Below are 13741 nucleotides of genomic sequence, written 5' to 3'. Positions count from 1 at the left end.
GCGTCGCCTCAGTGTCCGCGGTGCCGGTCCCGGTCCCGGGCGCGCTGCTGGTCGCGGTCGTGATGCTGCTTGCCGGCGTAGGAGGAGACGATGATCGGGATGAAGATCAACCACCAGGCGTTCCAGTGGGTAGCGAACAGGACCAGCAGCGTCACCGGCCAGATCACCCAGGCGATGGTGTCCAGCAGCTTGCTCGGGTTGGTCTTGGCCACATCGGTGCCAGCGCTGCCAGGCACGGCGACCGCGTCGTCGCTCACCGGCGCAGCCTGCTGCCAGGGCGGGGCGGTGAACCCGGCGGCCGGCGCGAGGCCCTGACCGGGTCTGGGTCCCGGCAGGTCGCGGAACAGCGGATCCAGATCGGCCTGGGTCTTCGCCCGCAGGGCCGCATCGACCCGCTCGTCGAACTCCGTCTGCTCCAACCGGCCCTGCGCCAGCGCCTCGCGAAGGTACGTCGCCGCCTGGTCGCGTTCGGCGTCGCCGATGCGCTGCGGCACCGGATCGGGAGAATCGCTCACAGGATCGAGTATTTCACCCGGGCGGTTCGGACCGGCCGCAGCGCCGGGTCGAGCCGGTGGACGATGGTCGGCGCACGGACGTGTGCGCACTACAGTTGGGGCGGCCGATCGGACACCTCGACCGGCGTAGCCAGGAGCCAGGAGGAGTACGTCGTGGGCCGCGAGATGCCGGAGGCGTCGTCCAGTCGGGTGATGCCGGAGGCGTCCTCAAGTCGGGTGGTGCAGAAGTACGGCGGCTCCTCGGTCGCCGATGCGGAAAGCATCAAGCGGGTGGCCCGCCGGATCATCGCCACCAAGCAGGAGGGCAAGGACGTCGTCGTCGTCATCTCGGCGATGGGCGACACCACCGACGAGCTGATGGATCTGGCCCTGCAGGTGTCGCCGCTACCGGCGCCGCGCGAGCTCGACATGCTGCTCACCGCGGGCGAGCGGATGAGCGCAGCGTTGCTGGCCATGGCCATCCACGACCTGGGCCTGCGGGCCCGCTCGCTGACCGGCTCGCAGGCCGGGATCATCACCACCGGCACCCACGGCAACGCCCGGATCATCGACATCACCCCGGGCCGGATCACCAGCGCCCTGGACAAGGGCGACATCGTGATCGTGGCCGGCTTCCAGGGCGTCGCGCAGGACACGAAGGATGTCACTACGCTCGGCCGCGGCGCCTCCGACACCACCGCCGTCGCGCTGGCCGCGAGCCTCGGTGCCGACTACTGCGAGATCTACACCGACGTAGACGGCGTCTACACCGCCGACCCGCGGATCGTGCCGAGCGCACGCAGGATCCCGCAGATCTCGTACGAGGAAATGCTGGAGATGGCCGCCTGCGGCGCCAAGATCCTGCATCTGCGGTGCGTGGAGTACGCCCGCCGCGAGAACGTCCCCGTCCATGTCCGGTCCTCGTTCTCCGACAAGGACGGGACCTGGGTGCAAGAGCTGGAGAAGGGAACCGAGATGGAACAGGCGATCATCTCCGGGGTCGCGCATGATCGCGGCGAGGCCAAGATCACGATCGTGGGCGTGCCCGACCAGATCGGCGAGGCCGCCCGGATCTTCGAGGCCGTGGCGTCGACCGAGATCAACATCGACATGATCGTGCAGAACGTGTCGGCGGTCGCGACCGGCCGGACCGACATCTCCTTCACCCTGCCCAAGGCCGACGGCCAGGCGGCGATGGAGACCCTGAACGAGTTGAAGGCCGACGTCGGCTTCAGCGACGTGCTGTACGACGACCAGATCGGGAAGGTCTCCGTGGTCGGGGTCGGGATGCGGTCGCACCCCGGCGTGACGGCGAAGTTCTTCTCCGCGCTCGCCGCGGCCGGCGTCAACATCGAGATGATCTCCACCTCCGAGATCCGGATCTCGGTCGTGGTGGACCAGGACGACGTGGACCGGGCGGTCGCCGCGGCGCATACCGCGTTCGGCCTGGACGCGACCGAGGCGGCCGTGGTCTATGCCGGCACGGGTCGATAGCCCGCCGCGGTCCTGACCAAGGAGGCCGGGGGCGTTCGACGGGCACGGCCGGCCCGGCGCTAGCGTGAGCGCTGACAGGTCGGTCGACGAGGACGGTGGCAGATGGCGAAGTTCGAGGTCTTCCAGGACAAGGCGGGCGAGTATCGCTGGCGGCTGCGGCACAGCAACGGGCAGGTCATCGCGACACCCGGTGAGGGCTTCAACAGCAAGGCGACCGCGCTGAACAGCATCGAGTCGGTGAAGAAGGCCGCGGCCGAGGCCGAGACCGTCGAGGCCTGAGGCCGGTCAGCCCTCGGAACCGGCCACCGAGTCTGGCACGCCGCCGATCAGCGAGCGGGCGACCCCGTCGGCCCAGTCGCGGATGTCGGTCCAGTTGCGGTAGTCCCCGGCCAGGTCACTGTTGGCGACCCACTTGGCGATCGCGCTGGTGGCCCGGGCGGCATCGAGGTTGCCGCCGAACACCTTGATCTGCGGACTGCCGATCTCGCCCGCCAGCCGGATCACGCCCGCCGGGCTCTCGTGCCGACGCTCGGACAGATCGCCGGTCGGGCCGCTCTCGAACAGCCAGCACGGCCTGGCCGCCAGCGTCTCGCGGTGGTCGCGCAGATAGCGCCGGGCCGAGCGTTGCCAGCGGGTGGCATAGATCGCGCTCCCGCCGACAAAGGCGTCGAACCCGCTCGGGTCCGGCGCCGCGGAGAACGGCAACACCACCACCTCGAGCTCGTGGCTGCGGAGCTGGTCGGCGATGGCGTCCGCGATTTCCGCGGTCGAGCCCATCTTCGTGGCGTACGCGACCAAGACCCGGCGGCCGGACACGATGGTGCGACCGCTCAGCGTCCGCTGGGTAACAGCTGGCGGCCGCTGAGCCGCATCAGCGGCAGCTTCACGAACAGGATCCGGGGGCCGTCGGCCCACGGCTCGGGGATCTTGCCATAGCGCAGGCGCTGGAAGTCGGCCTCGGTCAGCAGCTGGGCGACACCGACCGCAAGCACGCTCCAGCCGGCTTCGAAGAACTCGTCGATCTCGTCGATCTCGAACGCGCAGGTCGAGTCGAGCGCGAACCGGGCGACCTCGCCATCCGGCACGGTCCGGAAGATGATCCCGTCCTCGGTGAGGATGTAGTTGATCGGGATGATCCGCGGCCCGTCGTCGGTGCTGTAGGCCAGCCGGCCGACGCTCTTGGACTGCAGCGCTTGCAGGGATTCGTCCCGGGTCATCTCGACCAGGCGCCCGCTCGCCGTTCCCGCCACTGACCAGAACGCCTCGGCCGTGCTCATGATGGTGCCCTCTCTCGACGTCCGATCTCTGTTGGGTCCAAGTCTGTCAGCGTCACCGCCGACCGGACGAGGGGCCTCCGGCCGTCGGCCCGCCGGGACCTTCGTCCCGATCGAGGAGCCCGATGCGGACGACGGTTGCTCCCTCGTCGAGCGGAGATGATCATGCCGAGCGGGAGCCGGGGGCAGGGTGCCGGACGAGGGAGCAACGGTCGCCGGCCGATCCGGGCACCGCGCGATGGTGGCGACCCGCCGGTGCGGACTCCCGACCCCGGCGGGGCCCACGAGCACCATGCCCCTGCCGGTCGGAACGTGGCCACAACCTGCAGTTCTGAAACGTTCCGAACTGCCATACCTGCACAGTTTCCGGTGCGGGGGCCCGGGGCCCGGGGGCCCGGGGGGCAACCGGCGGCTCGGGCCGCGCGGGGGTGCCTCAGACCGGTAGGGGGACGATCCAGCCGAAGGTCGTGCCGACGGTCGTACGGCGGACCACGCTGACGTGCCCGCCGGCCGCCCGGGCCCGGGCGGCGGTGTTGCGCAGGCCCGATCCGGGCGGCGCGTTCACCGGGATGCCGACGCCGTCGTCGTCCACCTGGATGGTGAGGGTGCGCGCCTTGTCGTCCACCGCCACCAGCACCTCGACGCTGGCGGCGCGTGCATGGCGGACCACGTTGGACAGCGACTCCCGTAGCGTCGCGAGCACGTCCTCGACCATGCCGGCCGGAACGGCGGTGTCGATCGGGCCGACCAGGGTGAGCTTCGGCTCGAAACCCAGCACCCGGGCGGCGTCGGCGACGATCGCGACCACGTCGTCGCGCAGGTGGCGGTTGTCGTCTGCTTCGTCGTGCTGCAGCGAGAAGATGGTCGAGCGGATCTGCACGATCGTCGCGTCCAGGTCGTCGACCAGCCGGGTCAGCCGCTGCCGGATGTCGTCGTCGGAGACCCGGCGCAGAGTGCTCTGCAGCCCCAGGCCGGCCGCGAAGATCCGCTGGATCACCTGGTCGTGCAGGTCGCGCGCGATCCGGTCCCGGTCGGTGAAGACGGCCAGCTGCTTGCGGTTGTGCTCGTTGCGGGCATGGTCGCTCGCCAGCGCGACATGATCGGCGAACGCGGTCGCGGCGTCGAGCTCCGCGTCGGACCAGCCCGGGTCGACCCGCATGATCAGCACCCCGGTCAGTCGGCCGCGCACCCGGAACCCGATCACCACCGGCTCGGCCCGCACGATCTCCTCCGAGCCGATCTCACCCGGCCCGATCTCACCCGGCCCGACGAGGTGCAACTGACCCTCGTCGTCGGCCTCGACCTCGACCGTGGAGTGCAGCCGGGCCCGGGTCGACGGACCGCCGGCGACCCCGTTGATCAAGAACCTATGTTGGTCGCCGCCGCCGACCAGCCGCTGGTCGTCGTCGCCGTCCGGTGCCGGCAGCGAGAGCCAGACCTCAGCGCCGCCGCCGGCCTCCCGGGCGTCCTCGGCGACCAGTTCGGGCCCGCGGGCCGGGTCGGCAGCCAACCCCGACGAGGACCGCGCTGCGGCGGCCAACCAGCGCTGCCGGGTATGGGTCTCGGCGAACAGGCGGGCGTTCTCGATGGCCGCGCCGGCGGCGGCAGCCAGGGCGATCACCAGCTGTTCGTCGGAGGCGGTGAAGACCGAGCCGTCGGCCTTGTCGCACAGGTAGAGGTTGCCGAAGACGGTCTCCCGGACCCGGACCGGCACACCGAGGAACCGGTGCATCGCGGGATGGTCGTCGGGGAAACCGACCGATGCCGGGTGCTCGGCGATCTCGGGCAGCCGGAGCGGGCGGGGATCGGTGATCAGCACACCGAGCACGCCACGACCGTGCGGCAGGTGCCCGATCGCGGCCTGGGTCGCGTCGTCGATCCCCCGGTGGTGGAATCCGGCGAGGCCGGCGTCGCCCGGATCGTCGTCGGGTCGTCCGAGCACGCCCAGGGCGCCGTAGCGGGCGCCGGTCAGCCGGCAGGCCGAACGCACGATCAGGTCCAGAACCTCAGCGAGCTCGAGATGGCTGGCGAGGGCGATCACGGCCTCCAGCAGCGGATCGGCGCCGCTGGACGCGTCGACCTCCTGGTCGGCCACCGATCTGCCCTCCGTTCGCGACGTCTCAGTAGCTGCCGGTCTCGGGTCCCTTGCGGACCAACGCTACCGGGCAGACCGAGCCCGCGACGACCGCCCGGGCCACCGTGCCGAGCACGAGCCCGGACATCGCCGACGACCCGTTGGTGCCGACGAACAGCAGGTCCAGGTCGTGCGACTCCTCGACCAGTACCCGGACCGGATGGGCACGGACGAAGTGTCGCTGGACCACCACGTCGGGATAGTCCTGCTGCCAGCCGGCGATGGTCTCGGCCACCCGCAGCTCGGCCTGGGCCAGCCAGTCGGTCAGCGTCTGCTCGAAGTCGGCGACCCCGGCGAAGCTGTCCAGGTGCGGCTGATAGGCGTACACCACGCGCAGGTCGACCGACCGCGCCGCCGCCTCCGCGTACGCCGCCGCCAGCGCCGGCACCGACTCCGACGAGCCGTCGATCCCGACGCCGATCGCGCGACCACCGGCGACAGGGGGGTGCCAGCCGTGCGGCACCACGATCACCGGGCAGTGCGCCTTGGCGCCCACGCTGACCGAGGTCGAGCCGGCGAACACGCGCTCCAACCCGGACAGCCCGCGCCGCCCGATCACTACCGCGGTGGCGCCCTTCGACATCTCGGCGAGCACGTCACCGGGGTAGCCGAGGACGACAGCGGTGGTCACCTGCTCCGGCCGCAGTCCGCTCGCCATCGCCCGGCGTGCCGCGGCGGCGGTCGCCTGTTCGGCGGCCGCCGCAGCGGTGGAAGGGAGGAGAAGTGGAAGGGCCAGTCCGAACGCGGTCGCGGTGGCCGGAGGAAGCGCCGTCACGATGTGCAAGGGCACCTTCCTCACAGCCGCCTCGGCTGCGGCGTAGTCCACCGCCCGGAGACCGTCGTTGCTGCCGTCGACCCCGACCAGGATGCTGCCGGGCACGACCAGGCTGGGGGCCTGGATGGCGGTGTTCGCGACCGCGGCCGGACCGGTCATCGTGGTCACCAGAGCCAGTGGTTGTTCGCCACGAAGGACACCGAGCGCCACTGCTTCGACAGACCCCAGGTGAGCCCCGCGGAGGTCGCCGCGAGCACGACCAGGGTGATCGCACCGAGGATGTGGTCGTCGATGATCGGGTTGGTGGTGGGCAGCAGCGCGACGCTCCACATCATCACGTACATGATCGCGCCGGCGACCGCGGCGATCCGCAGCCCGATGCCGAGCACGAGCGCGGTGCCGATGGCGAGCAGGCCGAGCATGAACAACACGTTGGTCCAGCTCTGGCCGGCGATGCTGTGGTAGAAGCCGGCGAACGGGCCGGACGATCCCTTGGCCAGGAAGCCGTACGTCGGGCTGCCGCCGTGGATCCACGCCGCTTCAGGCTTCGTCGAGAAGCCGAGGCCGAAGACCTTGTCGAAGAAGGCCCACAAGAAGATGAAGCCGTACGCGATGCGCAAGACGGCGAGCGCCTTGGCGGCGAACGGGGTGATGGCGCGCGACTCGGGCGCGGAGCTGGTGACCGTTTCCACCGGTCGGGTTGTGGCTGACATGTCTGAGATCCCCTTTTGGGTGCCTCGCCGGTCGCCGCACTGGGGGCGGATCCGGTGGCCGGCGGTTTGCCGACACCTTCATCCTTCTCTGAGCGGTCGCTGAGGATCAGGGTGAAAGGGCACCGACCCGGCAGGACCAACGTCCCGACTGCCCAGTTTCGCGTTTTCCCTGCGGCGGACTGGATAGCTGCGGCAAGCTCTTGGCTCGGGGCCGCGCGGAACGGACTCGAGGGGGCTGACCGATATGCGCGCGTTGTGGGGATTCGTGCTCAGCGCGCGACCGTGGCTGATCGGCTTCGTCGTCTGGCTGACGGTGGCCGCCGTGATCTACGATCGTGGGCCGGATCCGCGGACACCGGCGGTGCTGGGCCTTCTGCTCACCTTCTTCTTCGGCGCCAGTGGTTTCGTCAGGGTGCTCTGGCCGATGCGGACGTATGGGAACCCGCCGAAGATGGTGGCCGCCGCGAAGCATTACGACCTGCATACCTATACCGGTCGGGTCGGTGACGCGTCGAAGACCTCGATCACGTCGTTCCAGGCATCCAGCAGCGTGAGCCAGAATCCGGTCACCGGTGACCTCTGGTCCCATCAGCTGTCCACCAGCCAGCAGACCACGATCCAGGACAACGTCACCCTGCTCGGAGCCGATGGAACCCAGCACAATGTCGCCGTACGTGGCGTGAACCTCGCGGTCGGCGGCGGCCAGCTGGTGTCCGCGGCCTGGGCGATTCGACCTGGTCGCAGCAAGGGCGGCTACGTCATGTTCCGGAACCACACGACGGGTGAGAACGCATTCCCGGGGGTGCGACTCTGGCGAATGGCGACCGGGCTCGGCGTGATCGGCTACCTGATCTGCATGTGGCTGGGTGCGCTGCTGTTGGCCATCGGCGGCTTTCCGAAGATGGCGGCGGTCTGGTTCATCGTCGTGCCGTTCGCCTACGTCGGGCTGGGCTTCTGGCGGGTCTTCCGGTTCCGGAGTGCGAGTCGCGCGCTCTCGACCTTTCTCGACGACATCGCGGCCAGGTCCACGACGATCGCTGCGGAGCCAACTATTGCGCCGGTGGTGCTGGCCGAGTCACCCATTCCCGCGTCGTTCGTGCCGCCGCCACCGCCGGCGGTGAACGCGTCGCCGGCCTGGTTCACCGACCCCACCGGTCGGCACGACCATCGCTTCTGGGACGGTACGTCCTGGACCGAGCAGGTCGCCGATGCCGGCGTCCGGGCGGTCGGTCCGCTGTAACCCCAGCCGTCAGCGGAGCAGCTTGGACGCGAGCACCGCCGCCTGGGTCCGCCGCTCCAGCCCGAGCTTGGCGAGCAGGGAGGAGACGTAGTTCTTCACCGTCTTCTCGGCCAGATAGAGCCGCTGGCCGATCTGCCGGTTGGTCAGTCCCTCGGCGATGAGGGAGAGGATCTCGCGCTCGCGCTCGGTCAGCGACGCGAGCTCGTCGACCTCGGGCTCGGGTGAACGCAGCCGTTCCAGCACCCGGGCCGTGACGGCCGGGTCCAGCAGGGACTGACCGGCCGCCACCCGCCGGACGGTGTCGACCAGGTCCGAGCTGCGCACCTGCTTCAGGACGTACCCCGACGCACCAGCCATGATCGCGGCGAACAGCGCCTCGTCGTCGTCGTAGGAGGTGAGGATGATCGCCCGGATTTCCGGGTTCTTGGAGCGGATCGCTCGACAGACGTCGATCCCGCTGCCGTCCGGCAGCCGAGCGTCGAGGATCGCGACGTCCGGCCGCAGCGCCGGCGTGATCCTGATCGCCTCCTGGGCCGAGCCGACGTCGCCGACGACCTCGAGATCGTCCTCCGCCTCGAACAGGTCGCGCAGACCGCGGCGGACGATCTCGTGGTCGTCCAGCAGGAACAGCCGGACCTTGCGCGGTCCGGCCGTACCCTCCGGCCGGTCGACGGCCATGCTGCTCACCTGGTCACGATCCGATCGCTCGCCCGCTCAGCTGATCGAGGCTGATCTCGATGAACAGGTTGCGGGTGCCCGGTGCCCACGGCACCGGGTCGGCCTTGCTCCACAGCTCGACCAGCTCGTCCGCCTTCGCGGCGGCCCGGGACTGACCGCTGACCAGGACGCTCCAGCCGGTGCGGGTCTCCGGGTCGAAGGCATCGATCTCGAAGGCCACCCGGCGGACGTGGCGGAGGTCGGCGAGGGGCCCGTACGCGGCGGTCCGGAACACCACGGCGTCGTTGTGCACGGTGTAGGTCACCGGCAGGACCTGCGGCCCCTCGACCGTGTTCCAGGCCACCCGACCGATCGACCCCGCTTCGAGCCGGCTGCGGCACTCCTGTGCCGACAGCGGCCCGAAGCTCGGCTGTCTCGAACCTGTCTCTGTCATCGTCGAACCTTCCCTCCGCCCCACATCTGTCCGCGTCACATCCTTCCGGGCCTCAGCCGCGCTGCCAGGTCCAATCCCGCACCTGGGGCATGTCCTGCAGGTGCTCCACCACGTACGACTCGTGCTTGGCCAGCTGCTCTTGGCACCACGCCTTCAACTCCGAGGCGCCGACCGGGGTCCGCTTGGCGTTGTTGATCGCGTCCATCACCAGGTGATATCGCGACGCCTTGTTCTTCACCACCATGTCGAACGGCGTCGTGGTCGTGCCCTCCTCGATGAAGCCCCGAACGTGGAAGCGGTCCGCGTCCGGCCGGCCGTGCACGAGCTGGTGCACCGCGCCGGGGAAGCCGTGGAAGGAGAAGACCACGTCGACGTGATCGGTGAACAGCTCGCGGAAGAACGTGTCGGAGATGCCGTGCGGGTGGTCCTGCGGCCGGGGCAACGTCATCAAGTCGACCACGTTGACCACCCGGACCTTCAGTCCCGGCAGCTTCTCCTTCAGGATCTGGGCCGCGGCGACGGTCTCCATCGTGACCACGTCGCCGGCGCTGGCCAGCACGATGTCGGGATCGGTGACGAAGTCGTCGTTGCCGGCCCAGGTCCAGATCCCGGCTCCCGCCGTGCAGTGCTTGATCGCCTCGTCCATGGTCAGCCACTGCTGCTGCGGCTGCTTGTCGATCACGATCAGGTTCACGTACGAGCGGGAGCGGAAGCAGTGGTCCGCCACCGAGAGCAGGGTATTGGCGTCCGGCGGGAGGTAGACCCGGGACACCTCGGCCCGCTGGGTGATCACGTTCTGGATCAGCCCGGGGCCCTGGTGGGAGAAGCCGTTGTGGTCGTTGCGCCAGCAGGTCGAGGTGAGCAGGATGTTCAGGCTCGGCACCTTTGCCCGCCAGGGCAGGTGGTTGGCCTCCTCCAGCCACTTGCTGTGCTGGATGGTCTGCGAGGCGCTGACCATCGCGAACGACTCGTACGTCGCGAACATGCCGTGCCGCCCGGTCAGGGTGTAGCCCTCGAGCCAGCCGTGGCAGTTGTGCTCCGACAGCACCTCCATCACCCGGCCCTCGTGGGAGATCTTCGTGTCCGCCGGGATCAGCCGCTCCATGAACGCGCGGTCGGACACCTCGAACACCGCTCCGAGCCGGTTGCTGTTGGTCTCGTCGGGGCAGAACAGCCGGAAGCTGTGCGGGTTGCGCCGATAGAGCTCCGCGGTCAGCTCGCCCAGCCGGCGGACCGACTCCACCGCCGTACCCGGATTGGTCAGCTCGACCGCGTAGTCGCGGAAGTCGGGAATGTCCAGGTCTTCGGTCAGCAGCCCGCCGTTGGCGTGCGGGCTGGCGCTGAGCCGCTGGTCACCGCGGGGATTGGCCCTGGTGACCAGCTCGACCGGTGCGCCGCTGGCGTCGAACAGCTCCTCCGGCCGGTACGACTTCAGCCAGGTCTGCAGCACGGCCAGGTGCTCTGGGTTGCCCTTGACTCCCGACAGCGGGACCTGGTGGGAGTGCCAGCTCCCGGTGACCTTGACCCCGTCGATCTCCTCGGGTCCGGTCCAGCCCTTCGGCGTGCGGAGGATGATCATCGGCCACTTCGGCTCGTCGCCTCCGCCGCCGTCGCCGCGGGCCGCGCGCTGGATCTCCTTGATCTTGCCGTATGCCTCCAGCAGCGCCTCGGAGAAGCGATGATGCATGCCGGGCACGTCGTCACCCTCGACCTCGATCACGTCGTAGCCGTGGCCCTCCAGCAGGGACCGGGTCAGCGCCGGGTCCTTGCGGCCGAGCACGGTCGGGCCGGCGATCTTGTAGCCGTTCAGGTGCAGGATCGGCAGCACCGCGCCGTCCCGGGCGGCGTTGATGAACGAGACGCCCTTCCACGATCCCTCCAGCGGGCCGGTCTCGGCCTCACCGTCGCCGACCACGGCGATCGTCAGCAGGTCCGGGTTGTCCATCACGGTGCCGAAGGCGTGCACCAGCACGTAGCCGAGCTCGCCGCCCTCGTGGATCGATCCGGGCGTGGTGACCGACACGTGGCTGGGGATGCCGCCCGGTGCCGAGAACTGGCGGAACAGCTTCTTGATGCCCGCCTCGTCCTGGGTGATGTTCGGGTAGACCTCGGTATAGGTGCCCTCGAGGTAGCCCGCGGCAACCAGGGCCGGCCCACCGTGACCGGGGCCGGTCAGATAGATGGTCTCCTGGCCGGTGTGCTGGATCAGCCGGGACACGTGGGCGTAGATGAACGACAGACCCGGGCTGGTGCCCCAGTGGCCGAGCAGCCGCGGCTTGATGTCGTCGGAGGTCAGCTCGCGGCGGAGCAGGGGATTGTCCTGCAGATAGATCTGGCCGATGGTGAGGTAGTTGTTCGCACGCCACCATGCGTCGATGGCAGCGACTTCGTCGTCGGTGATGGCGGGCGCGCTGGTCGGGGCGGTCAGCGTCATGGAAACCCTCTTCTGGTCGTGGACCTGTAGGCGTTGATTCAGTCTTGCAAAGCCCCCCGCAACGTCGGTGGGCGGCCTCGCCAACTCAGCCTTCCGTGGCGCGGCCCGCCGCCGTAGGGTCGAACGTCCCGCCGCGGGCGACCCGAACTACCCCAAGATCAGTTGCCCTCGGCGTCGCCCATCAGCTCCGCCACATGGTCGGGTACGTAGGTCGTCAGCTCCCGCGGCGGGCGGCGGTAGTTGGTGGTGGACTCCAGCCGCTTGGGCAGCTTGACCTCGGCCATCGGGACGTCGGTGTAGGGGATCGTCGACAGCAGGTGGGCGATCATGTTCAGCCTGGCGTGCTTCTTCACGTCGGACTCGACCACGAACCACGGACTGGCGGGGGTGTCGGTGTGCACCATCATCTCGTCCTTGGCCCGGGAGTAGTCCTCCCAGCGGTGGATCGACTCCAGGTCGGTCGGGCTGAGCTTCCAGCGCCGGACCGGGTCGCTCAGCCGGGATCGGAAACGCTTCAGCTGCTCGTTGTCGGAGACCGAGAACCAGTACTTCCGGAGCAGGATCCCGTCGTCGATCAGCATCTGCTCGAAGATGGGCGTCTGCCGCAGGAAGCGGGTGTATTCGACCGGGGTGCAATAACCCATCACCTTCTCCACCCCGGCGCGGTTGTACCACGATCGGTCGAAGAGCACCATCTCGCCCTTGGCCGGCAGGTGAGCGATGTAGCGCTGGTAGTACCACTCGCCCTTCTCCCGCTCGGTGGGCACGGGGAGCGCGGCGATCCGGGCGACGCGCGGGCTCAGGTACTCGCTGATCCGCTTGATCGTGCCGCCCTTGCCGGCGGCATCCCGGCCCTCGAAGACGACCACGATCCGGGCGCCGGTGGTCCGGGTCCACTCCTGGACCTTCACCAGCTCCGCCTGCATCCGGAACAGCTCGGCCTCGTAGACATCGTTGGCGATCTTGTGCGGCTTGTGATGACCGGAGTGCTTGCTCATGTCGAGACGCTACCGGACCCGGGCGGCCGGTGGGAGGGGCCTCTTGCGCCGGACGTTTCGGCGACGCATGCTGGCGGTGAACGCCGCACTCCCCGGGAGTTGTCGATGGCCGACTCGACGTCGCAGCGCCAGGCCGGTCCCGCGTGGCGGGTCCTGCTCGATCGTGCCCGTACCACGCTGTGGCCGCCGCACGCACCCGACCACATCCCCTCGCCCGGGCTCACGCCCGAGCAGGACCGGCTGCGCCGACTGGATCGGACCCGCGATCTGTTGGAGCAGACCCGGGCGGCGCTGATCGGGGGCGGCTGGACGGGTGGGGCCTGGTTCGCCGTCGATGCGGGCGGCGGGCGGACCCGGCCGGTGAGCACCGCGGAGGCGTTCGACCTGGTCTCCTCCGGCGCGCAGGTGGGCGCCACCTGTGTGGTCGGCGCGATTCTGCGGCTGGCCGAGAACCCCGACACGGCGGCCTCGATCGAGGACGCCTGGCACTGCGTCGACGAGCTGCACGAGGCGGTGCACGAGCGGCTGGGCCACGGGTCGTTCCCGCCGGGACGGATCTATCCGCACGAGCAGCGGCGAGACCATCTGCGGGTGGTCACCGGGTGGAACGACGAGCCCGGACGCCGCGTGGAGGACGTCATCGACGTGGTCGACCGGGCCATCGCCCGCACGATGATCGCCGCCTGCAGCTGATCCGCCTCAGCGCACGCTTCGTACGTCGGCACGCCTTTCGTACCGTCACCCTTCCGTACGTCGGCACACCCTTGTCGTACGGGGGCGCGCCCTCGTCACACGGAGGCGCGCCCTTCGTCCGTCAGCGCGGCCAAGGCGTCGGCGCGTGGGACCCCGGCGACCCGCGGGAGATCGTGATTGCCGGCCGGCTGGGTCCCGCCGCAACGACGCATTTCGCGAGTGAGGATTGGAGTGTGCCCGCTCCGTGGGCCTCGCCCTTCCGCCCGAGACCCACTCCGCACCCCGCCCAGCTGTCGGCGCGGCACTCCGCACCCCGCCCACCCGGCGACGCGGCACTCCGCACCCCGCCCACCCGGCGAGGCGGCACTCCGCACCCCGCCC

Annotated in this window: 14 protein-coding genes; 4 read left to right on the top strand and 10 right to left on the bottom strand. The window is 69.8% G+C overall.

Annotated features, from left to right (window positions below; translation table 11 throughout):
• Positions 1 to 8: 8 nt before the first annotated feature.
• Positions 9 to 515 (bottom strand): DUF1707 SHOCT-like domain-containing protein, encoded by a 507-nt coding sequence (locus ABD747_RS19080; RefSeq protein ID WP_344807543.1) that lies wholly within the window; start codon positions 513 to 515, stop codon positions 9 to 11.
• A 192-nt stretch (positions 516 to 707) separates the two neighbouring features.
• Between ABD747_RS19080 and ABD747_RS19075 the strand changes: the two genes are divergently transcribed.
• Positions 708 to 1988, top strand: coding sequence for an aspartate kinase (locus tag ABD747_RS19075; protein ID WP_344807685.1), 1281 nt, complete (start codon positions 708 to 710; stop codon positions 1986 to 1988).
• Positions 1989 to 2090: 102 nt separating this feature from the next.
• On the top strand, positions 2091 to 2267 hold the full coding sequence (locus ABD747_RS19070; RefSeq protein ID WP_344807541.1) for a YegP family protein: 177 nt from the start codon (positions 2091 to 2093) through the stop codon (positions 2265 to 2267).
• Positions 2268 to 2273: 6 nt separating this feature from the next.
• Here ABD747_RS19070 and ABD747_RS19065 read toward each other — a convergent pair whose 3' ends face one another.
• From ABD747_RS19065 to ABD747_RS19045, 5 genes are all read right to left on the bottom strand, one after another.
• Entirely contained in the window at positions 2274 to 2804 is a 531-nt protein-coding gene (locus ABD747_RS19065) for a flavodoxin domain-containing protein (protein ID WP_344807539.1), read from the bottom strand.
• Between the two features lie 14 nt (positions 2805 to 2818).
• Positions 2819 to 3265: a pyridoxamine 5'-phosphate oxidase family protein gene (locus ABD747_RS19060; protein WP_344807537.1), complete on the bottom strand. Its 447-nt coding sequence runs from the start codon at positions 3263 to 3265 to the stop codon at positions 2819 to 2821.
• Positions 3266 to 3695: 430 nt separating this feature from the next.
• Positions 3696 to 5357 carry a GAF domain-containing protein gene (locus tag ABD747_RS19055; RefSeq protein ID WP_344807535.1) on the bottom strand — a complete coding sequence of 554 codons (1662 nt, stop codon included), beginning with the start codon at positions 5355 to 5357 and terminating at the stop codon, positions 3696 to 3698.
• A 25-nt stretch (positions 5358 to 5382) separates the two neighbouring features.
• Positions 5383 to 6330 (bottom strand): universal stress protein, encoded by a 948-nt coding sequence (locus ABD747_RS19050; RefSeq protein ID WP_344807683.1) that lies wholly within the window; start codon positions 6328 to 6330, stop codon positions 5383 to 5385.
• A gap of 5 nt (positions 6331 to 6335) precedes the next feature.
• Positions 6336 to 6884 carry a hypothetical protein gene (locus tag ABD747_RS19045; protein ID WP_344807533.1) on the bottom strand — a complete coding sequence of 183 codons (549 nt, stop codon included), beginning with the start codon at positions 6882 to 6884 and terminating at the stop codon, positions 6336 to 6338.
• Between the two features lie 244 nt (positions 6885 to 7128).
• On the opposite strand from ABD747_RS19045, the gene ABD747_RS19040 reads away from it, so the two are divergent.
• Positions 7129 to 8124 (top strand): DUF2510 domain-containing protein, encoded by a 996-nt coding sequence (locus ABD747_RS19040; protein WP_344807531.1) that lies wholly within the window; start codon positions 7129 to 7131, stop codon positions 8122 to 8124.
• A gap of 9 nt (positions 8125 to 8133) precedes the next feature.
• On the opposite strand, the gene ABD747_RS19035 is transcribed toward ABD747_RS19040, so the two are convergent.
• From ABD747_RS19035 to ppk2, 4 genes are all read right to left on the bottom strand, one after another.
• The gene (locus ABD747_RS19035) at positions 8134 to 8802 is read right to left on the bottom strand and encodes a response regulator transcription factor (protein WP_344807681.1); all 669 of its coding nucleotides are present in this window, start codon (positions 8800 to 8802) and stop codon (positions 8134 to 8136) included.
• A 13-nt stretch (positions 8803 to 8815) separates the two neighbouring features.
• The gene (locus ABD747_RS19030; protein WP_344807529.1) at positions 8816 to 9235 is read right to left on the bottom strand and encodes a pyridoxamine 5'-phosphate oxidase family protein; all 420 of its coding nucleotides are present in this window, start codon (positions 9233 to 9235) and stop codon (positions 8816 to 8818) included.
• A gap of 52 nt (positions 9236 to 9287) precedes the next feature.
• Positions 9288 to 11669, bottom strand: a complete 2382-nt coding sequence (locus ABD747_RS19025) for a phosphoketolase family protein (RefSeq protein ID WP_344807527.1) — start codon at positions 11667 to 11669, stop codon at positions 9288 to 9290.
• 158 nt (positions 11670 to 11827) lie between these two features.
• On the bottom strand, positions 11828 to 12667 hold the full coding sequence (ppk2, locus tag ABD747_RS19020) for a polyphosphate kinase 2 (protein ID WP_344807525.1): 840 nt from the start codon (positions 12665 to 12667) through the stop codon (positions 11828 to 11830).
• 105 nt (positions 12668 to 12772) lie between these two features.
• Between ppk2 and ABD747_RS19015 the strand changes: the two genes are divergently transcribed.
• Positions 12773 to 13360 (top strand): DUF6197 family protein, encoded by a 588-nt coding sequence (locus ABD747_RS19015; RefSeq protein WP_344807523.1) that lies wholly within the window; start codon positions 12773 to 12775, stop codon positions 13358 to 13360.
• Positions 13361 to 13741: the final 381 nt, after the last annotated feature.

This window comes from Microlunatus ginsengisoli (assembly GCF_039537205.1).
Classification (GTDB): domain Bacteria; phylum Actinomycetota; class Actinomycetes; order Propionibacteriales; family Propionibacteriaceae; genus Microlunatus; species Microlunatus ginsengisoli.
This window is presented reverse-complemented; position numbering and strand designations above follow the sequence as displayed.